At 71.2% G+C, this 22,469-nt stretch carries 24 protein-coding genes; 16 read left to right on the top strand and 8 right to left on the bottom strand.

The window, feature by feature from the left end; translation table 11 throughout:
* Positions 1–344 precede the first annotated feature (344 nt).
* The 3 genes from ACGF3C_RS02945 to ACGF3C_RS02935 all read left to right on the top strand — a co-directional run bounded on the left by ACGF3C_RS02945 (position 345) and on the right by ACGF3C_RS02935 (position 3,284).
* Positions 345–1,274 carry an ABC transporter substrate-binding protein gene (locus ACGF3C_RS02945; RefSeq protein ID WP_357229273.1) on the top strand — a complete coding sequence of 310 codons (930 nt, stop codon included), beginning with the start codon at positions 345–347 and terminating at the stop codon, positions 1,272–1,274.
* A gap of 181 nt (positions 1,275–1,455) precedes the next feature.
* Positions 1,456–2,484, top strand: a complete 1,029-nt coding sequence (locus tag ACGF3C_RS02940) for an iron ABC transporter permease (RefSeq protein ID WP_357229278.1) — start codon at positions 1,456–1,458, stop codon at positions 2,482–2,484.
* Positions 2,481–3,284 (top strand): ABC transporter ATP-binding protein, encoded by an 804-nt coding sequence (locus ACGF3C_RS02935; RefSeq protein ID WP_393218232.1) that lies wholly within the window; start codon positions 2,481–2,483, stop codon positions 3,282–3,284. Before ACGF3C_RS02940 ends, ACGF3C_RS02935 begins: the two co-directional genes overlap by 4 nt.
* A 16-nt stretch (positions 3,285–3,300) precedes the next feature.
* Here ACGF3C_RS02935 and ACGF3C_RS02930 read toward each other — a convergent pair whose 3' ends face one another.
* The 5 genes from ACGF3C_RS02930 to ACGF3C_RS02910 all read right to left on the bottom strand — a co-directional run bounded on the left by ACGF3C_RS02930 (position 3,301) and on the right by ACGF3C_RS02910 (position 6,818).
* The gene (locus ACGF3C_RS02930; protein ID WP_355004826.1) at positions 3,301–4,065 is read right to left on the bottom strand and encodes a VOC family protein; all 765 of its coding nucleotides are present in this window, start codon (positions 4,063–4,065) and stop codon (positions 3,301–3,303) included.
* A gap of 93 nt (positions 4,066–4,158) precedes the next feature.
* Positions 4,159–4,896 carry an ABC transporter permease gene (locus ACGF3C_RS02925; RefSeq protein ID WP_357229269.1) on the bottom strand — a complete coding sequence of 246 codons (738 nt, stop codon included), beginning with the start codon at positions 4,894–4,896 and terminating at the stop codon, positions 4,159–4,161.
* Between the two features lie 10 nt (positions 4,897–4,906).
* A complete protein-coding gene (locus tag ACGF3C_RS02920; protein WP_357229266.1) occupies positions 4,907–5,869 on the bottom strand; it encodes an ABC transporter ATP-binding protein in 963 nt (320 codons plus the stop codon).
* Complete coding sequence (locus tag ACGF3C_RS02915; protein ID WP_357229263.1) at positions 5,866–6,177, bottom strand: transcriptional regulator; 312 nt, start codon at positions 6,175–6,177, stop codon at positions 5,866–5,868. Before ACGF3C_RS02915 ends, ACGF3C_RS02920 begins: the two co-directional genes overlap by 4 nt.
* Positions 6,174–6,818, bottom strand: coding sequence for a transporter (locus tag ACGF3C_RS02910; RefSeq protein WP_357229260.1), 645 nt, complete (start codon positions 6,816–6,818; stop codon positions 6,174–6,176). Before ACGF3C_RS02910 ends, ACGF3C_RS02915 begins: the two co-directional genes overlap by 4 nt.
* A gap of 136 nt (positions 6,819–6,954) precedes the next feature.
* Here ACGF3C_RS02910 and ACGF3C_RS02905 point away from each other — a divergent pair, with 136 nt between their 5' ends.
* From ACGF3C_RS02905 to ACGF3C_RS02890, 4 genes are read left to right on the top strand one after another with little or no spacing between them, the layout of a single operon-like run.
* Positions 6,955–7,350, top strand: coding sequence for a type VII secretion target (locus ACGF3C_RS02905; RefSeq protein WP_393218226.1), 396 nt, complete (start codon positions 6,955–6,957; stop codon positions 7,348–7,350).
* A complete protein-coding gene (locus ACGF3C_RS02900; RefSeq protein WP_357196611.1) occupies positions 7,347–8,273 on the top strand; it encodes a WXG100 family type VII secretion target in 927 nt (308 codons plus the stop codon). The genes ACGF3C_RS02905 and ACGF3C_RS02900 overlap by 4 nt, the downstream gene beginning before the upstream one ends.
* Positions 8,274–8,282: 9 nt before the next feature.
* A complete protein-coding gene (locus ACGF3C_RS02895) occupies positions 8,283–8,627 on the top strand; it encodes a YbaB/EbfC family nucleoid-associated protein (RefSeq protein ID WP_357229257.1) in 345 nt (114 codons plus the stop codon).
* Complete coding sequence (locus tag ACGF3C_RS02890; protein ID WP_357229254.1) at positions 8,627–9,238, top strand: hypothetical protein; 612 nt, start codon at positions 8,627–8,629, stop codon at positions 9,236–9,238. The genes ACGF3C_RS02895 and ACGF3C_RS02890 overlap by 1 nt, the downstream gene beginning before the upstream one ends.
* On the opposite strand, the gene ACGF3C_RS02885 is transcribed toward ACGF3C_RS02890, so the two are convergent.
* Positions 9,227–11,377: a HelD family protein gene (locus ACGF3C_RS02885; protein WP_393218222.1), complete on the bottom strand. Its 2,151-nt coding sequence runs from the start codon at positions 11,375–11,377 to the stop codon at positions 9,227–9,229. The genes ACGF3C_RS02890 and ACGF3C_RS02885 overlap by 12 nt on opposite strands.
* 643 nt (positions 11,378–12,020) lie before the next feature.
* Between ACGF3C_RS02885 and ACGF3C_RS02880 the strand changes: the two genes are divergently transcribed.
* From ACGF3C_RS02880 to ACGF3C_RS02870, 3 genes are read left to right on the top strand one after another with little or no spacing between them, the layout of a single operon-like run.
* Positions 12,021–12,605 carry a winged helix-turn-helix domain-containing protein gene (locus ACGF3C_RS02880; protein ID WP_357231367.1) on the top strand — a complete coding sequence of 195 codons (585 nt, stop codon included), beginning with the start codon at positions 12,021–12,023 and terminating at the stop codon, positions 12,603–12,605.
* 42 nt (positions 12,606–12,647) lie between these two features.
* Positions 12,648–14,063, top strand: coding sequence for an MFS transporter (locus ACGF3C_RS02875; RefSeq protein WP_393218218.1), 1,416 nt, complete (start codon positions 12,648–12,650; stop codon positions 14,061–14,063).
* A complete protein-coding gene (locus ACGF3C_RS02870) occupies positions 14,015–14,866 on the top strand; it encodes a menaquinone biosynthetic enzyme MqnA/MqnD family protein (RefSeq protein ID WP_393218215.1) in 852 nt (283 codons plus the stop codon). The genes ACGF3C_RS02875 and ACGF3C_RS02870 overlap by 49 nt, the downstream gene beginning before the upstream one ends.
* 74 nt (positions 14,867–14,940) lie before the next feature.
* Here the strand turns inward: ACGF3C_RS02870 and ACGF3C_RS02865 are convergent, their stop codons facing one another.
* Positions 14,941–15,903 carry a hypothetical protein gene (locus ACGF3C_RS02865; protein WP_393218212.1) on the bottom strand — a complete coding sequence of 321 codons (963 nt, stop codon included), beginning with the start codon at positions 15,901–15,903 and terminating at the stop codon, positions 14,941–14,943.
* Positions 15,903–16,892, bottom strand: coding sequence for a hypothetical protein (locus ACGF3C_RS02860; RefSeq protein ID WP_393218209.1), 990 nt, complete (start codon positions 16,890–16,892; stop codon positions 15,903–15,905). The genes ACGF3C_RS02865 and ACGF3C_RS02860 overlap by 1 nt, the downstream gene beginning before the upstream one ends.
* A 371-nt stretch (positions 16,893–17,263) precedes the next feature.
* Here ACGF3C_RS02860 and paaA point away from each other — a divergent pair, with 371 nt between their 5' ends.
* The 6 genes from paaA to mqnC all read left to right on the top strand — a co-directional run bounded on the left by paaA (position 17,264) and on the right by mqnC (position 22,389).
* Positions 17,264–18,340, top strand: a complete 1,077-nt coding sequence (gene paaA / locus ACGF3C_RS02855) for a 1,2-phenylacetyl-CoA epoxidase subunit PaaA (protein ID WP_393218205.1) — start codon at positions 17,264–17,266, stop codon at positions 18,338–18,340.
* Positions 18,337–18,657 (top strand): 1,2-phenylacetyl-CoA epoxidase subunit PaaB, encoded by a 321-nt coding sequence (paaB, locus tag ACGF3C_RS02850; protein WP_387351336.1) that lies wholly within the window; start codon positions 18,337–18,339, stop codon positions 18,655–18,657. Before paaA ends, paaB begins: the two co-directional genes overlap by 4 nt.
* Before the next feature lie 34 nt (positions 18,658–18,691).
* The gene (gene paaC / locus ACGF3C_RS02845) at positions 18,692–19,417 is read left to right on the top strand and encodes a 1,2-phenylacetyl-CoA epoxidase subunit PaaC (RefSeq protein WP_357231662.1); all 726 of its coding nucleotides are present in this window, start codon (positions 18,692–18,694) and stop codon (positions 19,415–19,417) included.
* Positions 19,414–19,935: a 1,2-phenylacetyl-CoA epoxidase subunit PaaD gene (paaD, locus tag ACGF3C_RS02840; protein ID WP_393218200.1), complete on the top strand. Its 522-nt coding sequence runs from the start codon at positions 19,414–19,416 to the stop codon at positions 19,933–19,935. Before paaC ends, paaD begins: the two co-directional genes overlap by 4 nt.
* Positions 19,932–21,041, top strand: a complete 1,110-nt coding sequence (gene paaE / locus ACGF3C_RS02835; RefSeq protein WP_393218197.1) for a 1,2-phenylacetyl-CoA epoxidase subunit PaaE — start codon at positions 19,932–19,934, stop codon at positions 21,039–21,041. The genes paaD and paaE overlap by 4 nt, the downstream gene beginning before the upstream one ends.
* A gap of 157 nt (positions 21,042–21,198) precedes the next feature.
* Positions 21,199–22,389 (top strand): cyclic dehypoxanthinyl futalosine synthase, encoded by a 1,191-nt coding sequence (mqnC, locus tag ACGF3C_RS02830; protein ID WP_393218194.1) that lies wholly within the window; start codon positions 21,199–21,201, stop codon positions 22,387–22,389.
* The last annotated feature ends 80 nt before the right edge of the window (positions 22,390–22,469 follow it).

Raw genomic sequence — 22,469 nt, 5'->3', positions numbered from 1 at the left:
CCCCGTCCCGCCCCGGCGGGGCCCCACCACCCGCTCCTGAGCCTCCAGATCCGGGACAAACCCCTCGTGCACAAGGGCTCTGCGATCGACCCACGCTGATCGGCCCTTGATCGATCCGGCACGTCCCGGCGGTGCGCTACCGTCTTAGCGACCAGTCCGCAGCGAAGCCGGTGCTCATCCCGGCGCTGTCCCGCAACTGTGATGCCCCACCGGTCGGTGGGGACGAGCCAGGTCGCCTACGGATCGGTCGCGAAACGCGCTCTCGAGGAAGGGCGCCTCGTGGGCGGGCGTACGAAAGTCCCTGTCGGCGAAGCACCACACTCCTCGACCGACAGGAGGCCCCTATGAACAGACGTACCCCTCGAATCTTCGCGGCGACCCTCGCGGTCGCCGCGCTCGCCCTCGGCGCATGCGCCGAGAAGGCCGACGACAAGCCGAGCGCCGGCACCGCTGCCGCCGCGTACCCGGTCACCGTCGGCGCGCTCACCCTCGACAAGCGCCCCGAGAAGATCGTCGTGCTGTCGCCCACCGCCACCGAGATGCTCTTCGCAATCGGTGCCGGCCCGCAGGTGACCGCCGTCGACGACCAGTCGAACTACCCGGCCGACGTGCCCAAGACCGACCTCTCCGCCTTCCAGCCGAACGCCGAGGCGATCGCCGGCAAGAACCCGGACCTGGTGGTGCTCTCCGATGACCGCAACAAGATCGTTGAGCAGCTCGGCAAGCTGAAGATTCCGGTGTACCAGACCCCGGCGGCGGTCACGCTCGACGACTCGTACCGGCAGATCACCGAGCTGGGCACGCTGACCGGTCACGCCGACCAGGCCACCGACGTCGCCACCCGGATGAAGGACGACATCGCCAAGCTGGTCAAGGACCTGCCGCAGCGCGCCGAGAAGCTCACCTACTTCCACGAGCTGGGCCCGGAGCTGTACAGCGCCACCAGCAAGACCTTCATCGGCTCGCTCTACAGCCTGGCCGGCCTGACCAACATCGCCGACCCGGCCGACGCGGACGGCAAGAACTTCGGCTACCCGCAGCTGTCCCAGGAGATCATCGTCAAGGCCGATCCGGACTTCGTCTTCCTGGCCGATGCCAAGTGCTGCCAGCAGAGCGCCGACACGGTCAAGGCGCGCAGTGGCTGGGCGGGCCTCACCGCGGTGAAGAACAACCAGGTCGTCGCCCTCGACGACGACATCGCCTCCCGCTGGGGCCCACGGGTCGTGGACCTGCTCCGGGTCATCGTCGACGCGGTCGCCAAGGTGCCGGCGTGACCGTCGTCCGTCAGTGACCGGGCCGCGACAGGTGTCCGATCCGGCACCAACCGGTCAGCCGACCGAGCCGCCACCGTCATCCCTGCGGGCCGAGCCACATTCCCCGGCCCGGCCCGCCGGGCTGCGGTCCACGGCCCGGCCCGCCGGGCTGCCGTCCGGGGCGCGGCCCGCCGGGCTGCGCATGCGGTGGCTGGTCGCGGGCCTGGTGGCGGTGCTCGTCGCGCTCGTCGTCGGGGTGTCGCTCGGCCCGGTGAGCCTGCCCCCGGGCAGCGTCGCCGCCGAGCTGCTCAACCTGTTTCCCGGGGTGCACCTCGACAGCGGGCTGACCGAACGTGAGATCGCGATCGTCACCGAGCTGCGCCTGCCCCGGGTGGTGCTGGGCCTGCTCGTCGGCGGTCTGCTCGCCCTCGCCGGTGGTTGCTACCAGGGCGTGTTCCGCAACCCGCTGGCCGACCCGTACCTGCTCGGTGTGGCTGCCGGCGCCGGCCTCGCGGTCACCGCGGCGATCGCCCTCGGCGGCGCCGGCCGGCAGGGCACGCTCTCCGGGTTGCCGATGACCATTCCGCTGGCCGCGTTCGCCGGTTCGCTGCTCGCCGTCACGATGACCTACGTGCTCGGCGCGGCCGGTGGCCGACGCGGGTCACCGGCCATGCTGATCCTGGCCGGGGTGGCGGTCTCCGCGTTCCTCTCCGCCGGGCAGACGTACCTCCTGCAACGCAACGCCGACACCATCCAGCCGGTGTACTCCTGGTTGCTCGGCCGGCTGGCCACCGCCGGTTGGCACGACGTGCTGCTGGTGCTGCCGTACGCCGCGCTGACCACAGTGGTGGTGCTGCTGCACCGCCGCGAGCTGGACGTCCTCGCGGTCGGCGACGACGAGGCGAGGAGTCTGGGCCTGCACCCGCAGCGCACCCGGTACCTGTTGATCGCCGCCGCCTCGCTGGGCACCGCCGCGGCGGTCTCCGCGACCGGCCTGATCGGCTTCGTCGGCATCATCGTGCCGCACACCGTCCGGCTGCTCGCCGGGTCCAGCTACCGGGTGATCCTGCCGATGTCACTGCTGTTCGGCGGCGCGTTCCTGGCGCTGACCGATGTGGTGGCCCGCACCGCCGCCGCTCCGTCCGAGCTGCCCATCGGAGTGGTGACCGCCCTGCTGGGCGGCCCGTTCTTCGTCCTCGTGCTGCGGACCGCCCGGCGAGCGCTCACGTGAGCCGCGAACCCGCCGCCGGCACGCCGGCCGTCGAGGTGCGCGGGCTGTACGTCGACCTCGGTGGCACGCCGATCCTGACCGGCGTCGACCTCACCGTCGCCGTCGGCGAGTGGGTCACCGTGATCGGCCCGAACGGCGCCGGCAAATCCACCCTGTTACGCGCCGTCGGCGGCCTGCTGCCCGCGCCGAAGGCGATCACTCTCTTCGGTACGCCGAGTGCCGCGCTGCGCCGCCGGGACCGCGCCCGGATAGTGGCCACGGTGGCGCAGTCCCCGGTGGTGCCGCCCGGCATGTCGGTGCTGGACTACGTGCTGCTCGGCCGCACCCCGTACATTCCGACCCTGGGCCGGGAGTCGACAGCCGACGTCGACGCCGTGCACGAGGTGCTGGGGCGGTTGGACCTCGCCGGCTTCCACCGTCGCGAACTGGCCACCCTCTCCGGCGGCGAACGGCAGCGGGTGTTCCTCGCCCGCGCGCTCGCCCAGGGCGCGACGCTGCTGCTGCTCGACGAGCCGACCAGCGCGCTCGACATCGGCCACCAGCAGGACGTGCTCGAAGTCGTCGACCAGCTGCGCCGGGAGCACGGCCTGACCGTCCTGGCCACGATGCACGACCTCTCTCTGGCCGGGGAGTACGCCGACCGGATGGTGATGCTCGCCGCCGGTCAGGTGGTGGCCGCCGGAACTCCGACCGAGGTGCTGACCGAGGAACTGCTCGCCACCCACTACCGGGCCAGCGTCCGGGTGGTCCCCGGCTCCCACGGCCCCCTGGTGGTCCCCGTCCGTCCCACCCGCCCCTGAGCGCGCGGGCGCTGGGTCAGGGGCCCAGGTCGATGACGGAGAAGAGGGCGCCCTGGGGGTCGCGGAGGGCGGCGAAGCGGCCCGCGGGGATGTCGCGGGGCGGGACCAGGATCGTTCCGCCCAGCTCGGCGGCGCGGGCCGCGGCGGCGTCCGCGTCGGCAACCGCGAAGTACACAGTCCAGTACGCGGGCAGGTCGGCCGGGAAGTCGTCGGCCAACGGCGGCATCATCCCGGCGACGATCTGTGTCCCGAGCCGCCACCCGGTGTACGTCATCGCGCCCACCGCCTGGTCGTCGGGCTGCCAGCCGAACACCAGCTCGTAGAAGACCTTCGCGCCCTCGGGGTCGGGGGTGACCAGCTCGTTCCAGCTCATCGCGCCGGGCACGTTGAACACCTCGGCACCGGCCATGGCCAGCGGCTGCCAGACGCTGAACGTGGCACCGGCCGGGTCGGCGAAGACCGCCATCCAGCCCCTGTCGAAGACCTCGAACGGTGGTACGACGACCTGCCCGCCGGCCCGTTCGACCCGGCCGGCGACCAGTTCGGCGTCGTCGGTGGCGAGGTAGGTCGACCAGATCGGGATCTGGTCCGGGATCGCGGGCGGGCCGGCGCCGGCCACCGGCTTGCCGTCGAGCAGGAAGACCGTGTAGCCGCCCGCCTCGGGTTCCGGGGTGACCCGGCCGGTCCAACCGAACAGCTCCGGGTAGAAACGCCGCGCGTCGGTCAGGTCCGGGGTGGCCAGGTCGGCCCAGCAGGGCGTACCCGGCGGGACGGTGCTCACGTCAAGACCCCTCTCGGCCCGGCGGCCACGGCGGCCCCCTGCCGGAATCCTGGCACCGTCCCGCCGCAGCCCGGGGCGGAAACGGACGAATCGTCAGCTGAACCGGCGACCCTCGTCCCGTCGGTACGCCCAACCGGCGAGCGCGGCGAGCAGCACCACCCAGACACCGAGCATGATCAGTGCCAGCGGTTGCACGTCGTAGTCGGCCACCGACGCCCACATCAGTTCCGCAGCGCCCCGGGTCGGCAGGTACGGCGCGATCGTCTCGATGAACCCGGGCGCGTCGCCCGGCGCGGAGAGCAGCCCGCCGCCGAACGCCAGCGGCAGGAAGATCAGCTGTGCCACCACGATCGCCGCCTTGCTCGGCAGCAGGTAGCCGATGGCGAGCCCCATCAGCGTGAACGGCACCGAGATGACGGCCACCGTCCCGAGAGCCAGTAGGAACGCCGCCGGCGTGACCTGGGCCGCGGTCAGCGTCGCGCCGATCACCACGACCGGGATCAGCGACAGGTAGGTCAGCGCCAGGCCGGCCAGCACCCGGCCGGCGAACCGCGGGCCCGGCCCGGTCGGCAGGGTCCGGGTGTACGGGTTCCAGGGCTGGTCGCGGTCCTCGGCGACACCGACGCCGTACTGGAAGATGTTGGCGCTCATCACCGAGAAGGTGACCATCGACGCGGTGGCGTAGGTGGCACCGACCGGATCGTCACCGGCGAACGGCACCACGAAGAAGATCATGGAGGCGGCCGGGAAGAAGGCGCTGCCGAAGACGGCCACCGGAATCCGGATGATCTCCAGGAGTTGGTAGCGGGCGTGGACCAGGGCGAGCTGCACGGTCGCCTCCTCAGACGGTGGTGGGTCGGCCGCCGGCAGCGGCGGTGGCGGGACGGTCGTCGGCAGCGGCGGAACGGCCGGTGCCGGCGAGCGTGTCTTCGCTGGACGCGTCTTCGCTGGTGATGGCGAGGAACGCCTCCTCCAGCGAGGTCGGCCGTACCTCCAGGTCGGTGAACGGGGTCCGGGCCGTGACAAGCGCTCGGACCAGTTCGTCGGCGTCGGTGGTGAGCAGGTGCAGCCGACCGTCGACCCGTTCGGTGCGAACCACCCCCGGCAGGTCGGGCAGGTCATCGGCGACCAGGCTGACCCGGCGTACGCCCACGATGCCGCGCACCGCGTCCACCGTGTCGTCGGCGAGCACCCGGCCCTGCCCGATGACCACCACCCGGTGGGCGAGTGCCTCCACCTCCTCCAGGTAGTGGCTGCTGAGCAGCACGGTGCCGCCGTCGTCGTGGAATGCCCGGATCGCGTCCCAGAGGGTGCGCCGGGCGGCAACGTCCAGGCCCGTGGTCGGTTCGTCGAGCAGCACCAACCGGGGCCGGCCGACGAACGCCAACGCCACCGCCAACCTGCGGCGTTGCCCGCCGGAGAGCCCACCGGTCTGCCGTCGGGTCAGGTCGGCGAGGCCGAAGCGGTCGAGCAACTCCGCCCGGGGCACCGGGTCGGGGTAGTGCGCGGAGACGAAGTCGACGACCTCGCCGACGCGCAGTGTGCTGGGCGGGCCGGTTTCCTGCATCGTGACCCCGATCTGTCGCCGGCTCGCCGGGTCGCGGGGGTCGCCCCCGAACAGCTCGACCCGCCCTGAGCTGGGGCGGCGCAGGCCCGTCAGCAGTTTCATCAGGGTGCTCTTGCCGGCGCCGTTCGGCCCGAGCAGGCCGACCAGCTCACCGGCTTGGACTTCCAGGTCGACACGGTCGAGCGCGAGGACATCGCCGTACCGGCGGCTGGCCTGGTCGGCGCGGGCGAGGGTCATGGCTGCTCCTTCGACGGGGTGGGGTCGAGCAGGGCGCGGATTGCTTCGGTGTACTCCTCGAACGCCAGCCGACCTCGCCGGCTGAGCCCGACCAGGGTCGTCGGAGTGCGTCCACGATGGGTCTTGCTGATCTCCACGTAGCCGGCGTCCTCGAGTTTGCGCAGGTGCACCGAGAGGTTGCCGGCGGTCATCGCGAGCAGCTCCTGCAGGCGGGGGAACGCGATCTTGTCGCCGACGTTGAGAGTGGAGAGGCTGGCGACGACCCGCAGCCGGGCCTGCGCGTGGATGACCGGATCCAGCTCGGTCACGGCTGCTGTCGCTGTCGCTGCCGCCGCCGGGCGAGCGCGCCGGCCACCAGCATTCCGCCGCCGCCGGCCAACGCCACGACGAGCGGGTGCCAACCCGGCCCGGCGAACGCCCCGACCAGGTTGATCAGGCTGATCCAGACGCCCAGCCGGAACAGGTCCTGGTCCAGCCAGACCGCCCCGCCGGCCATGTGCAGGGCACCGGTCAGCCCGACGGCGGTCGCCGACCAGAGCAGCGCCGCCAGGTCGTGCGGCAGGTGTTCGGAGATCCGGCCCAGCCCCGCGTAGACGCTCACCGTTCCGAGCGCCCAGGCGTACCCGTACCACTTGCCGCGCCGGGCGGAGTCGCCGGTCACCTGGCCGTAGGCCCGCATGCTGACCACCGCCTGGGTCGCTCCGGCGGCCGCGAGCAGTACGAAGAGGACGGTCAGCGGCAGCCAGCTCGGCAGTGCGACCAGCGCCCGATCACCCGGGGGGAATCGCAGGAAGAACAGCCCGAAACCGACCAGCCAGGCGACACCCCACGGCCAGTAGAGCAGGCGGGCGTCGGGATCGAGCTGGCGTGCCGTCGCTGACCGCTGGTCCTGGATCAGCCGGAGCGCCGCCGCGGCGTCAGTGGGTGGTGAATCATCGTCGAGGTCCACGCAAACTACTTTACGACACAAAGTCGAGCGGGGTGACCCCGTCGTCACCGACGGGACCCCCCGATGCCGGCGAGCATTGCCTATGGTGGTTCAGTCGTGACCACTGATCCGTCGCACAGGCCACAGGGGAGGGTTCGTGTCAAGCCCGAGCAATGAGCTGGAGGTCCAGCCGGAGGCTCTGACGGCGTTCGCCGCCGGGTCCAAGGATCGGGCGGCCCGTTTCCGCGAACTGCACCGCGCCTTCGGTGACGGGCACGTGCCACGGCACGCCTTCGGGGTGATGCCGGCGTCCTTCAACCTCGCGGCGACGTACGCCGAGCAGTTCGAGGCGTGCCTTCAAGGGCTGGCCGACGGCGCCGAGATGATGGCTGACATCGCCGAAGGGCTCACCGACACCGCCGCCGCCTACACCGGCACCGACGTGGCCAACACCGACCTCTTCGTGCCCGGCCGCCCGCCCGCTCCCGACCTCATCGCACCCGGCCCCTGGTCGGGTGGCAACGGCGCTCCGACCGGTTCGGTGCCGTCGTGAGCACCGAGGCGTTGCAGCGCAACAAGACCTACTTCGAGCAGATCGTCTCGGGCACGCCCGAGCCCTTCAAACCGCTCTCCAACGCGGTGCTCTGGCCGTTCGAGCAGCTGTTGGAGCTGGTCGCCGGCGAACCGGACGACCTGATGCGGGCCGCGCAGCTCTGCCTGGACACCGGCGCGGCCGTACGGGAGATCGCCGGTGACCAGATCGCCGACCGGGCCCGCCTGCGTGGCGCCTGGTCGGGCGACGCGGCCGAGGGCTTCCACGCCTCCATGGAGTCGGTCGAGGCGGCGATCGAGGAGCTGGCCCAGGGGCTCGACGGCACCAAGGACGTGCTGGTCGAGGCGGCGAACGCGGCGGTGGACGCGTTCAATCTGCTGGTCGAGCTGATACTTGAGTTCCTGCTCTGGTTCCTCACCGAGGTGATCATCGCGGCGGTGGCCGCGGCGCTGAGCGCCGGCGTCTCGTTGGCCGCCACAGTGGTCCGGGTGCTGGCCCGGCTGGCCACCACGGTGGGTCGGATGGTCAAGATCGTCGCTCGGTTCGCCGAGGTGCTCACCCGCCTCGCCGCCCGGCTGGGCAAGGTCGCCGGGCAGCTTCGCAAGTACGCGGAGACCGTCATGGAGATCAAGAAGCGAAAGAAGCAGTACAAGCTGCTCAGCAAGGGCGGCTGGACGCCCGAGGGGCGGGCCTTCCAGGTCGAGAAGTTCAAGACCCTCTTCCCGGGCAAGTTCGTCATCAACCAGGTCTCGCCGGTCAACATCCCCGGGTTCGGCGGTGCCCTGCTGGACACCGGCGTGGGCCTGCACGACATCTCCGACGGGCAGAAGGACCGCAACTACCTGGTGGACGGCACGTACAGCGAGGACCTGGGCCCGTATACCGCGGGTGTGCAGAATGTCTTCGACTCCATCGTGAACTGAGAGGCAGCCATGACCTTCCCCGCCCTGGACCGAATCGAGGCGCTGGCTCGCAACCTCGACGGATGGCAGCGGCAACTCGCCGATCGGATGGCGGAGCTGGAGCAGACCAGCGCCGAGGGTGTGAGCGACTCCGGTCTGGTGCGGGTCACCGCCGCCGCCGACGGCAAGATCCTTTCTTCGGAGCTGAACGCGCGGGCGATGAGACTGGACTCCTACAGCCTGGCCGAGGAGTTCACCGCAGCCGCCAACCGGGCGCAGGAAGCCGCCGCGGCCCGCGTCCGGGAGTTGGTCGGGGAGGTCATCGGTGACGCAGGCGCCGGTCCGCGCCGGTCCGCCGACTACGAGGGACGTTGATGACGACCGACGGGAGCCAGACACGGTACGTCGAGGGGATCACCCGACTGCTGGCGGCCGGGGAGCAGGTGCGCGCGGTGGCCCAGGTGCGAGCGGGCGGCGGGCTGACGCCGGCGCCTCCTTCGCAGCCGTCGACCCCACCCGCCACCGGTGGGCCGGGCTTCCTGGGTGTCCTGCTCAACGTGCTGTCCCCGAACATCACCTTCGGCCGGGCGGACAACGCCGTCGACTGGCTCTTCTTCGGTGTCGGAGGTCGAGGCGACCCGGATTCCCAGGCATCCGTGCTGCACCACGCCCTGACCGCGGCGGCGAAGGGCCCCGGCCTTCGGACCCTCGTGCTGGGGGTCACCGACCAGCGGCTGCTGCTCGGCGCGACAGCACCCGTCGGCCTGCTCTCCAGCTCGACGGCTGACGAACAGGCGCAGGCCGACATCGAACTGCTCGGGTCCGTCCCGCGCACGACCGTCGCCGCCCGGGTCGGCAGGTACCGGTTGAACTGGAAACGGCTGCGGATCGACTTCGCCGACGGGTCGTGGCTGTCGTTCCACGTGCCGCTGGCCGACTCCAGCCGCCCGCTGCGGGAGGTCGCGGCAGCCCTGTCAGCCGGCTGAGCCACCGTCGAGCGGGGCGGGCAGCGGCGCAACGTGCAGCACCGCCAGCCGGGACACCGCCCGGGTGAGCACCACGTACAACCGGTGCAGCCCGCGCGGCTCGGCCGCGACGATCGCGGCCGGCTCGACCACCACCACATGGTCGTACTCCAGGCCCTTGACCAGCGTCGCCGGCACCACCGTGACCCGCTCCGCGGTCGCCACGTCGTCGGCGGTCGCGGTCTCGACACCGGCCTCGGCCAGCGCCGCGCGCAGGCCGTCGACCGCGTCGTCCGCGGCGATCACCCCGACCGATCCGTCGTGCGCGAGCGCCGCACGCACCTCGGCCACCGTCGCCGAGGTCAGGTCGGTCACCGTACGCACATCCAGGCCGCCGTCGTGGCGCAGCGACTCAGCCGGCGGTACGTCCACCGCGAGCGCCGGGAGCAGCAGGTTCGCGAAAGCGACGACTGCGGCGGGCACCCGGAACCCGATGGTCAACGGGACCACCACCGCGTCCGGCTTGCCCAGATGGGCGAGAGATTCCCTCCAGTCCGTCGCCGCCCACGGCGCGGTGCCCTGGGCGAGGTCACCGAGGAGCGTGACCGAGCCGTGCTCACTGCGCCGAGCGATGGCCCGACACTGCATCGGGGAGAGGTCCTGCGCCTCGTCCACCACCACGTGCCCGAACCCGGAGAGCCGTTCCAGCAGCCCGGTCGCCTCGTCGATCAGCACCGCGTCGGCAGCGGTCCAACGGGTCGCCTTCGGCGTGCGGGCCGGCTTCACCCATGTCAACTGCGCCTGCTCAGCGTCGCTGAGCAGCCCGTCCGCTGCGGCGGCGAGCCGGTCCGGATCGGAGAACAGGCCGTGCACCAGCCCTTCCGGGGTGAGCGACGGCCAGACCGCGTCCAGGAAGTCGAGCACCGGCCGGCAGCGGCTCATCCGGCGCAGCCAGGCATCGCTGGGCGACTCCGCACGCCGCGCCTCGGCCTGCCGTTGCAGCAGACTCACCACCCGCGCCTGGACACGTTCCCGACCCGTGCCGTACGGCAGCCCCTCCCGGCGGGTCTCCTCGACGATCCGGTGCAACGGCTCCACCCCGATGCGCCAGCGGAACGAGCCGTCCGACACGGTGATCGACTCGGTCGGAGTGCCGATCTGCGCCTGCACGGCGCGTCGCAGCACGCTCGCCATCCGTACGTCGTGTTTGAGCGCGGCCACCGCCGGCGCCTCGACCGCCCGAACCGCCACCCGGGAAATCAACTCCTCCACCGTGGCCTGCTCGACCTCGACCTCACCGAGCGCCGGCAGCACCGCCGCGATGTACGACAGGAACGCCCGGTTCGGCCCGACGATCAACACACCCGCCCGCCGCAACCGCTCCCGGTGCAGGTAGAGCAGGTACGCGGCCCGGTGCAGACCGACAGCCGTCTTCCCCGTACCCGGCGCGCCCTGCACACAGATCGAGTCGGCGAGATCAGCCCGGACCAGCTCGTCCTGCTCCGGCTGGATGGTGGCGACGATGTCCCGCATCGGCCCGACGCGTGGACGCTCGATCTCGGCGGTGAGGATCCGACTGGTCGTACCGAGCTCTTCGCCCCGATCCAGCCGCTCATCCTCGAAGCTCGTCAGCACACCATTGCTGAACCCGAACCGTCGCCGAACCGCCACCCCCTGCGGATCCCGCACACTGGCCCGGTAGAACGACCGGGAGACCGGTGCCCGCCAGTCCAGCACCAACGGCTCACCACGATCATCGGTGACATGCCGCCGCCCCACGTGATACCGCCGACCGTGATGATCGCCGTTCGCGTCAGGTGCGATCGGCTCGCTGGCGGGCCTGCCGGCTGTGGTCCTGTTGTCGGTGTTCCTGTTGTCGGTGGTGCTGTTGTCGGGGGCACCGGCGAAGTCGAGGCGGCCGAAGAAGAGCGGAGTGGTCGGGTCGTCGGCCAGCTCGGCGACCCGGCGGGCCAGGGTGCGGCCGAGCGTCTCGGCCGCGTACGCGTCGCCGGCCACCTGGTCACCGGTGGCGAAGAGAGACTCGGCCCGCTCCCGCATCCGACCCAGTGCCGCCCGCGAGGTGCTGAGGTGTGCGCGTTCGGCGGCCAGGTCCGCGTCGAGGCCGGTGTCGGTGTCGGTGTCGAGGTCAAGTGCGGGCATGCTGACGTCCCATCGTTCACATCTGCTGCGCGCTCGCGTGTCCGGGGGCGGATGGCCGGCCGCCCGGCGCGAAGACGTCCGTTCCGGTGCAGCTCACCTCGGCCGTCAAGCGGCCTGCAACCCTACGCTTCCCAACCCGCCGCAGCCATCGAATTACCGACGCGACCACCCGTCCGAGACGGCGTGTCGCCCGGACGGCTGTCGCTGGACGATCAAGCCCCGCCCCCCGGGGGCCGTGCCTCTCATGCCGTGACCGCCGCGACGCCGGTGATCGACTCGGCTTTCAGGAAGTCGCGGTCTCTGGGCTGGTGCAACGCCCCGATTTCCAGGAAGCCGAGTCGATCACCGGGCCGCTGGGCCGGGCCGCTGGGCCGGGCCGCTGGGCCGGGCCGCTGGGCCGCGCCGCTGGGCCGCGCCGCTGGGCCGCTGGGCCGCGCCGCGAAGCCATGTCGCGCTCGCCGCGTCGCTGGGCCGCGGTGCTGAGACGCCAGGCCGCGCTCGCCATTCAGGCCACCCCGTCGAACCGTGCCCGCCCTCGAATCCGCCTGCTCGGTGCCGAAGGTGAAGGCGCGGCGACGCGCGGTGGCCCGGGCGGGACGCGGGGGTGATGGCAGGTTGGGGAGGCTGCCGGGATCATGGGGGTATGACCGAGGCCCGCTCCGATTCGCGCCGGATGACGATCAGCGACCCCCAGGTGATGCGGGCGATGGCCCATCCGGCCCGGATCGCGATCATGGAGTACCTGAACAGTCGCGAGAGTGGTGGGACTGCCACCGAATGTGCCGAGATCGTTGGGCTGTCGCCGAGCGCAACCAGTTACCACCTGCGGGCGCTGGCGAAGTTCGGCCTGGTTGAGCAGGCGCCGAGCCGGGGGGACGCGCGCGAGCGCTTGTGGCGTGTGCCGAGCGTGAGTGTGCTGGTAGAGGCGGGTCGTGATGCCGGGCCTGAGGCGCGTGCGGCCGAGGCGGCGCTGGTGGAGGCGCATGCGGTCCGGGCCATGGAGCGGACTCGGGACTGGTTGCGGCGTGCCGGGGACGAGCCGGCCGAGTGGTACGACACGGCCCTGTTCACCGACACGCTGGTGCTGCTCACCGCCGACGAGTTGACCGAGTTGAACGATGCGGTGCTGGCGCTGCTCCGGCCGTATCACCCGCGGCGGCGGCAGGGTGGCGCACCGCCGGGGGCGCGCACTGTCGCGGTGCAGTACCGGACGGTGCCGTTGGCATAGCCAGGCTTGCATGAATCAGTTGTGAAGGATTATTTTCGAAGTATGTCCTTCACAACTGATGAATCGCGCTGGTCGGACGTCTGGCTCGCCGCCGCCGCTCGGGGCACCACGATCTGCGGCGACTTCCTCGCCGCGACCGCGCTGGCGCTGGCGCTACAGGGTGCCGGTGCCGGTGGGCTGGCCGTGTCGGGGCTGCTGCTGGCCGCCACCCTGCCCCTGGTGGTGCTCGCCCCACTCGCGGGCAGACTCGCCGACCGGACGGACAGTCGTACCCTGCTGGTGACCATCGGGTTCGGCCAGGCCGTAATCTGCGCGCTGCTCGCCGTCGTCGAGCAACCGGTCCTGGTGGTAGGGCTCGTCGCCCTGCTGGCCTGCGGGCTCGCGGTCACCCAACCCTGCCTCGCCGCGCTGCTGCCGGCGATGGTCCGCCCGGCTGACCTGCCGCGAGCCAGCGCGATCAGCCAGACCGCCGTATCGCTCGGTGCGCTCGGCGGCCCGGTGCTGGCCGGCCTGCTGGTGGGACAGTTCGGCACCCGCGTACCGCTGCTTCTCGATGCCGCGACCTACCTGGCGCTCGTGGTCGCGGGCCTACTCCTGCGGACCCGACGCGGTGGCCAGCGGTCCGCCGCCGCGGCCAGCGAGACCGCAGCCAGCGAGGCCGTCGTGAGCAGCCAGACCGCCGCCAGTCGGGCTGCCGACGTCAGCAGCCCGGCCGTTTCGGGCGGTGTGCCAACCCCGGGGGGTACGGAGGTCGGCTGGCGGCTGCGCCGCGATCCGTTGATGCTCGTCATGGTGGTGAGCACTGCCGTGGTGATCGCGGCGATCGGCGGCATCAACGTGATCGAGGTCTTCTTCATCCGCGAGACCCTGGAGGGCTCGGCGACCACGTACGGCCTGGTCAGCGCCGCATGGATGGCCGGCATGCTGCCGGGGACCTGGCTCGCCGTACGACTTGCCCGGCGGCTCGACGACGACGGCGCGTTGGTACGGGGGGTGCTGGCCACTCTGGCCGTGTGCAGCCTGATGGTGTTGCTGGCGGCGACGGTGCCGGCGGCAGGTGTGCTGGTGCCGCTCTGGCTGGTGGGTGGTGCGGCCAACGGTGGCGAGAACGTCTTCGCCAACCTGCTCACCGCTCGGCGGGTACCAGAGGCGATGCGCGCGCGGGCGTACGCCAGCTACGGCGCGGCGGTGCAGGGTGGCTCGATGGCGGGCTTTCTGATCGGCGGGGCGTTGCTCGCGGTCGTTCCGCCTCGGCCGCTGATCGCTGGTGCCGGTGTGGTCGGGCTGCTGGTGGTGCTGGCCTTCGTGCCGGTCGTGGCCGGGGCGGCACGACGGTCGTCAAGTGCGGGCTTGGCCACTCCGGGCCGGCCCGCCGAGCCGGAGCCGGCAGCCGGGGATACGGTCGGGCTATGGCTGAGCGCATCGCACGCCCGCGGGTCGGGCACATCCAGTTCCTGAACTGCCTGCCGATCTACTGGGGTCTGATGCGCTCCGGTGCCCTGCTCGACGTCGACCTGCACAAGGACTCGCCGGACCGGTTGAGCGCGGCGCTGGTCGCCGGCGACCTCGACATCGGCCCGATCACGCTGTTGGAGTATCTGAAGCACGCCGACCAGCTGCTGCTCCTGCCGGACCTGGCGGTGGGCAGCGACGGGCCGGTGCTCTCGGTCAACATGGTCTCCACCCGTCCCCTCGGCGAGTTGGACGGCGCCCGGGTGGCGCTCGGTTCGACCTCGCGGACCGGGGTGATGACGGCCCAGCTGCTGCTCGCCGAGCAGTACAACGTGCGGCCCGAGTACTTCCGCTGCCCGCCGGACCTGACCCAGATGCTGCTGGAGGCCGACGCCGCAGTGCTGATCGGGGACGTGGCGCTGCGGGCGTACTACGAGGCACCGCAGAAGGGCCTCACTGTCACCGACCTCGGGCAGGCGTGGCGGGAGTGGACCGGGCTGCCGATGGTCTTCGCCGTCTGGGCGGTCCGCCGTGACTTCGCCGCCGCCCACCCGGGCCTGGTGAAGGAGGTGCACGAGGCCTTCCTGCGCTCGCGGGATCTCTGCCTGGCCGAGTTGGACCAGGTCGCCGAGGCCGCTGCCCGCTGGGAGACCTTCGACGCGGAGACGCTGGCCACGTACTTCCGGACCCTCGACTTTTCCCTCGGCGAGCGGCAGGTCACCGGGCTGCGCGAGTGGGCCCGTCGGGCCGCCGCCATCGGCGAGGCCCCGGCGCTGCCGGACGGCGGCCCGGAGTTCTTCGCCGGCTGACCGCCGCCAAGCCGGGCCGGCAGAGCGCCGAGCTGCCAGCTCCGGCCCGGCAGAGCGCCGAGCTGCCGAGCGGCTCAGGTGCCGGGGCGGAGCAGTGCCTCGGTGATCTTCTCGCAGTTCTTCATGCCGTAGTCGTAGCCCATGTTGATCGGGTATTTGACCATCACGCCCATCGTCCAGGTGTCACCGATCGCCAGGCAGTTGATGTGCATCTCCTGCTCCTTGGTCCGGTCGATCCACCCGTTCTTGATGGCGATCTTCTTCTGCTCGGAGGCCGGGAAGGCCTTGCGGATACCGAAGTCGCCGGCTCCGCGAACCAGCTTCATCTCGTTGAGCAGCCACTTGGTCCACTTCGGCCCGGCGGCCGTGCCGGTGACGATGCAGTTGCCCATCCGGGCGGTGTCCCGGGGGGAGAGCGCCGTCCGGCTCCAACCCTTGTCGGGGGCGACGCTGCTGTCGGTCAACTTGCACATGGAGATGAGCCGCTTGATCGATGCTTCCCGGTCGACCTGGTTGTAGAACTGTTCGGCCCGGGTGTTGTCGCTGTCCCGGATGATCCGCGTCGCGTCGGCGAGCTTCGCGTCGCTCGGGGTCTGGCCGGCGTCGGCCGCGCGACGCAGGTAGTCGGCGACGATCCAGGCCTTGATCATCGAGGCGGTCGTGCTGGTCTCGCCCATGTTCTTCGAACCGATGATCTTTCCGGTTCGGCGGTCGAGGACGCTCCAGGAGTACCAGCCCTCGATGTCCAGGTCGAGGTTCTTCGCCACGAACGGCAGCGGCTCCAGCGACGGGCTGGGCTTCGGCGACGGCGAGGACGGCTGGCGGGCGCTGCGGTCGGTGCCGGAGCCGGTGGGGCGGTCGCTGGTGCCGGAGCCCGCGTCGCCCCACTTGGCCGCGGCGGATGACTCGAACGGCGATCCGGGCAGCAGTCGCAGCGACACCAGGACCAGCCCGATGAGGATGACCGCGACGGCGATCAGCCGAACCGGGGAGGCCTCGCCGCTGTTGCGGCGGTCGACCCGACGGTTGCCGGCCATCAGAGCTTTCCGACCGGCTGCTGCGGCACCTTGAGCGCGGCGCCCGGCTGCGGGGTGACCAGTTGGGTGGCCACACTGGCGCAGACCTTCGCGCCGTAGTCCAGACCGGTCCTGATCGGGTAGCGCAGCATCACCGCGAGGCTCCACTTGCTGGTGACGGCGAGGCAGTTGACGTGCCAGTCGCCGTCGCCGTAGATGGGGGTCCAGCCGTTCTTGATGCTGACCGGGCCCTGGGAGGTGATCGACTTGGGTAGACCGTCGATGATCCCCCAGCGGCCACCACCGGACGAGGGTTTCTGGTCCTTGGCAGCGGTGGTGCCCCTCACCTTGCTCATCTGGTCCAACACCCACTTGGTCCACTTCGGGCCGGCAGCCTTGCCGTCGGCGATGCAGTCGCCGACGCGAGCCGCGTCGCGGGGGGACATCCGGGTGAAACTCCAGTAGCCGGTGTACGGCTTGACGTTGCCGCGCTTGGTGTCGGTCAGCCCGCAGATCTTGATCGCCCGCTGGATCACCGCGTCGGGAATGCTGCTCGACGAGGGCTTGTAGGAGCCACCCGCAGCGGCGTGGATCTTGTTGGCCGCTCCGTCATCGCTGTCGACGATGGCGAGGCTGGCCATCTTCTTCATTGCTGCGGGCGGCTCCCTGTCGCCGAGCTGTCGCAGGTAGTCGGAGACGATCCACGCCTTGATCATCGATTCGGTGGAGCTGGTCGCGGTCATGTTCGGCGACCCGGAGATCTTGCCCGTCTTCCGGTCCAGCAGGGCCCACGAGAAGAACTCACCCTTGAAGCTCACCGACACCGGGCCGGCGGCCAGGGTGGGCGGCGGTGGTGGGGTGGGCGCGGGCGCGGCCACGCTCGACGTGCCGCCTCCACCGCCTCCGCCGCTGTCGTCGCTGGCGAGCCGGGCGTACGCGGTGGGGACCAGTAGGACGCCGCCGAGCACGACCGCCGTGATGGCGAGCACCAGGGTCACGCGAGATCGCATGAGTGGGTGAACTCCAGGTGTCAGGGCCGGGGGGACCGGCTTGTCGTCGGGACGAATCGGGTGCGATCGCCGAGGCCGGGGGAGGTGGCCTCTGTGGAGATGTCGACGTCGGCAGCCGATCGGTTGTCCGGCAGAAGTCTACGTCCGGACCAGCGGACCGCCAGGGTTCGACACTAGGCAACCTGGGATAAAGGCGGGATATGGGGCCGGTATGAGGTTTTTGCAGTGATTCATCTTTGTTCCGTGGCCTAGGTCACGGCGACGTAACGGTCCCCAGGTAGCGCAAAGCGCTCATCCGCTCACAGATGGGATGCCCGGATTCCTGTTACACCCCCTGGTGCAACGAGGCGCAAGCTGTAACACTTAGCCTCATGTATGGCAACGACTTCTCCGCCCCGGACGGCGCCACCGACGAGGCGCCCGGCGGCCTGCTGGGCGAGGTCGAGGCCGCCGAGGCCGAGCTGCGAGCAGCGGCGGCGCGCGGGCGGCGTGGCGGACCCGCTCCGGACGAGGACCTGGCGGCGTACTTCGCGGAGGTCGTCGACGCCGAGCAGAAGATCGAGCCCCGCGACTGGATGCCCGACGCGTACCGACGGACGCTGATCCGGCAGATCGCCCAGCACGCCCACTCCGAGATCATCGGCATGCAGCCGGAGGGCAACTGGATCAGTCGGGCGCCGTCGCTCAAGCGCAAGGCGATCCTGCTGGCCAAGGTGCAGGACGAGGCGGGTCACGGCCTCTACCTCTACGCCGCCGCCGAGACCCTCGGCATCAGCCGCGACGAGCTGGTCCAGCTGCTGCTCGACGGTCGCCAGAAGTACAGCTCGATCTTCAACTACCCCACTCTGAGCTGGGCCGACGTGGGCGCCATCGGGTGGTTGGTGGACGGCGCGGCGATCGTCAACCAGGTCCCGCTCTGCCGCTGCTCCTACGGCCCGTACGCCCGCGCGATGATCCGGGTCTGCAAGGAGGAGTCGTTCCACCAGCGGCAGGGCTACGAGATCCTGCACACCCTGGCGCACGGCACTCCCGCCCAGCAGGCGATGGCCCAGGACGCGGTGGACCGTTGGTGGTACCCGTCGCTGGCCATGTTCGGCCCGCCGGACGGCGACTCCACGCACTCCGCCCGGTCGATGGCGTGGAAGATCAAGCGCTTCTCGAACGACGATTTGCGCCAACGCTTCGTCGACATGTGCGTCCAGCAGGCCGAGATCCTCGGGCTGCGCATCCCCGATGCGGACCTGCGCTGGAACGACGAGCGGCAGGCGTACGACTACACCCAGCCGGACTATGACGAGCTGATGCAGGTGATCTCGGGCGACGGGCCGTGCAACCGGGAGCGGATGGCCCACCGCCGGGCCGCGCACGCCGACGGCGCCTGGGTACGCGAGGCCGCCGCGGCATACGCCGCGAAGCGGGCGGGACAGAAGGAGACGGTGGCCGCGTGAGCGAGCGTAGCGAGCAAGCCGGAAAACCCGGCATGACGAGTCATTCGCCTCTGTGGGAGGTCTTCGTGCGGGCCCGGCGTGGGCTGTCGCACACGCACGTCGGCAGCCTGCACGCGCCCGACGCCGAGCTTGCCCTGCGCAACGCCCGCGACCTCTACACCCGCCGCCAGGAGGGCGTCTCCATCTGGGTGGTGCCGGCCGGTGCGATCACCGCCTCCAGCCCGGACGAGAAGGACGCCTTCTTCGACCCGGCCGCCGACAAGGTCTACCGCCATCCCACCTTCTACGAGGTGCCGGACGGGGTGGCCCACCTGTGAGCGAGCGAACCAGCCAGCACAGCGAGGTGACGGCGTGAACGGGCCCTTCGACTTCACCCTCTCGCTCGCCGACGACGCGTTGATCGCGGCCCAGCGGTTGGCCGAGTGGACCACCCGCGCGCCGGAGATGGAAGAGGACATCGCGCTGGCGAACATCGCCCTCGACCAGCTCGGGGCGGCGCGGCTGCTGCTGTCGTACGCCGGCGAGCTGGAGGGCGCCGGCCGCGACGAGGACGCGTTGGCGTACCTGCGCGACGACCGCGAGTTCCGCAACGCGCTACTGGTCGAGCTGCCCAACGACGACTTCGCGGTGACGATGGCGAAGCTGTTCTTCCTGGCGGCGTACCAACTGCCGTTGTACACGGCGCTGGCCGGCTGCGCGGACGAGCGGTTGGCCGCGATCGGCGCGAAGGCGCGCAAGGAGTCGGCGTACCACCTGGACCACGGCGCGCTGTGGGTGAAGCGGCTCGGTGACGGCACCGAGGAGTCGCATCGTCGGATGCAGGCTGCCGTCGACCAGGTGTGGCCGTACACCCATGAGCTGTTCGCCGCGGACCCTGCGGCTCCGGTCGATCCGGCCACCCTGCGGTCCTCGTTCGACGAGGTCGTCGGCCCGGTGCTGGCCGAGGCGACGCTCACCCAGCCGGGCGGTTCCTGGGCCCCGGCCGGTGGGCGGGCCGGTGTGCACACCGAGCACCTGGCCTACCTGCTCGCCGAGATGCAGGTGCTGCACCGCGCCCACCCCGGAGCGAAGTGGTGAGCGCGCCGAGCGCGAGCCCGGCAGTCGATGACCGCGCCGGCAGGGCGAGCGCACGGGAGGCCGCCGCCAGCGTCGTGGACCCGGAGATCCGGGTCATCACCATCGACGAGCTGGGCATCCTGCGGGCGGTCGAGGAGGATCCGGCCAGTGGCCGGGTGACCGTCACCATCACCCCGACCTACACCGGCTGCCCGGCGATGGACGTGATCCGGGCCGACATCCGCCGGGCGCTCGCCGCCGCCGGCCACCCGGACGCGCAGGTCCAGACCGTCTACAGCCCACCGTGGAGCACCGACTGGATCTCCGAGGGTGGGCGGGCCAAGCTCGCCGCCGCCGGGATCGCCCCGCCGGCCCGGGTGCCCGCCGCCGGCGTCGTGTCAGTGACGCTCGCGGTCCGCTGCCCGCAGTGCGGCTCACCGGAGACCGAGCAGGTCAGCCGGTTCGGTTCCACAGCGTGCAAGGCGTTGTGGCGGTGCCGTTCCTGCTCCGAACCCTTCGACCACCTGAAGGCGCTGTGACTGTCACCATCACCCGCCCGGTTCGCCGCCGGCCGGTCTTCCACCCGTTGTCCGTCGCCGCCGTCGACCGGCTCACCGACGACTCCGTGGCGGTGACCTTCGCCGTACCCGAGGAACTGCGGGAAACCTTCGCGTTCCGCGCCGGCCAGCACCTCACCGTGCGGCGAGCCGCGGAGGACGGCACGGACGTGCGCCGGTCGTACTCGATCTGCTCCACCCCCGACGACCTCGCCCGGCACGGCCGGTTGCGGATCGGGGTGCGGGAGATCCCCGGCGGCGCCTTCTCGGCGTTCGCGTGCGGGGCGCTGCGCGGTGGCGACACCGTGGAGGTGCTGCCGCCGCTGGGCACCTTCACCACGGCGTTCGCGCCGGACCGGGCGCGGCACTACGGCGCGGTCGTCGCCGGCTCCGGCATCACCCCGGTGCTCGGGCTGGTCGCGACGGCTCTGGCCGTCGAGCCGGCCAGCACCTTCACCCTGGTGTACGGCAACCGCACGGCGAACACCGTGATGTTCGCCGAGGAGTTGGCCGACCTGAAGGACCGTTACCCCACCCGGCTGCACCTGGTGCACGTCCTCTCCCGGGAACAGGGCGAGTCGCCGCTGCTCTCCGGTCGGATCGACGGCGAGCGGCTGGGCCGGCTGCTGGGCACCATCGTGCCGGGCGACCTGATCGAGGAGTGGTTCCTCTGCGGCCCGTACGGCATGGTGGTCGACGTCCGGGACGTGCTGACCGCACGCGGGCTGCCCGAGTCGGCGGTGCACACCGAGCTGTTCCACGTCGACACGCCACCGGAGCCGGTGCGCCGACCCGTCGACCAGGCGGGCGCCGGGGCCGAGGTGACCATCGTGCTGGACGGCCGGTCGTCGAGCTTCACGATGGGTCGCGAGGAACGGGTGCTGGACGCCGCGCTGAAGGTGCGGGGTGAGCTGCCGTACGCCTGCAAGGGTGGCGTCTGCTCGACCTGCAAGGCGAAGGTCGTGGACGGCGCGGTCACGATGGCCCGCAACTACGCGCTGGAGCCCGACGAACTGGCCGCCGGCTACGTGCTGACCTGCCAGTCCAGCCCGACCACCGACAAGCTCACTGTCGACTACGACGCCTGATCAAGCACCCGTACCGCAGATCTTGGACACTTTCCGTCACGCCGGAACGGAAACTGTCCAAGATCTCGGCCGGACGGGCCGGGCGTCGTACTGGGGTGCTCGTCACCGGCGGCGGAGGGGCGCGTCGGCCGCCGAAGCGGCGACGTAGGCTCGGGGTGTGACGGTGAGCCGGGAGATCGACGACATCCTGCAGCGCGGCGCGGACGGCGGGCGGATCACGCCCGAGGAGGCGCTGCTGCTCTACACCGAGGCGCCCTTCCACGCGTTGGGCGAGGCGGCGGACGCGGTGCGCCGGCGGCGCTATCCGGACAACGTCGTCACCTACCTGATCGACCGCAACATCAACTACACGAACGTCTGCGTGACGGCGTGCAAGTTCTGCGCGTTCTACCGCGCACCGAAGCACTCCGAGGGCTGGACCCACCCGACCGAGGAGATCCTGCGCCGCTGCGGCGAGGCGGTCGAGCTGGGCGCCACCCAGGTGATGCTCCAGGGCGGGCACCACCCGGACTACGGCGTGGAGTACTACGAGGAGCTGTTCTCCTCGGTCAAGCAGGCGTACCCGCAGCTGGTCATCCACTCGATCGGCCCCAGCGAGATCCTGCACATGGCCAAGGTCTCCGGGGTGAGCCTGGACGAGGCCATTGCCCGGATCAAGACCGCCGGCCTGGACTCGATCGCCGGCGCCGGCGCGGAGATGCTGCCCGAGCGGCCCCGCAAGGCGATCGCCCCCCTCAAGGAGTCGGGCGAGCGCTGGCTGGAGGTCATGGAGCTGGCCCACCGGCAGGGCATCGAGTCGACCGCCACCATGATGATGGGCACCGGCGAGACGCACGCCGAGCGGATCGAGCACCTGCGAGTGATCCGTGACGTGCAGGACCGCACCGGCGGTTTCCGGTCGTTCATTCCGTGGACGTACCAGCCGGAGAACAACCACCTGAAGGGCCGCACCCAGGCGACCACCCTGGAATACCTGCGGCTGGTCGCGGTGGCCCGGCTCTTCTTCGAGACCGTGCCGCACCTGCAGGCGTCCTGGTTGACCACCGGCAAGGACGTCGGGCAGCTTTCGCTGCACATGGGCGTGGACGACCTCGGGTCGATCATGCTGGAGGAGAACGTCATCTCCTCCGCCGGTGCTCGGCACCGCTCCAACCTGCACGAGCTGATCGGCATGATCCGCTCGGCGGACCGGATCCCCGCGCAGCGCGACACCCTCTACAACCGGCTCGCCGTGCACCACACGCCGGCCGACGACCCGACCGACGAGCGGGTGGTCTCGCACTTCTCCTCGATCGCGCTGCCCGGCGGAGGCGCGGGCCGATCCCTGCCGCTGGTGGACGTCAGCTGACGGTCGACACCCGGCCGTTCGGCTGATCGACGCTCATGCTCCCGCCGGGTCACCCCGGCGGTACGGGTGGTCCCCGCCGC

The organism is Micromonospora sp. NPDC047762 (assembly GCF_043204655.1).
Lineage (GTDB): Bacteria > Actinomycetota > Actinomycetes > Mycobacteriales > Micromonosporaceae > Micromonospora.
This window is presented reverse-complemented; position numbering and strand designations above follow the sequence as displayed.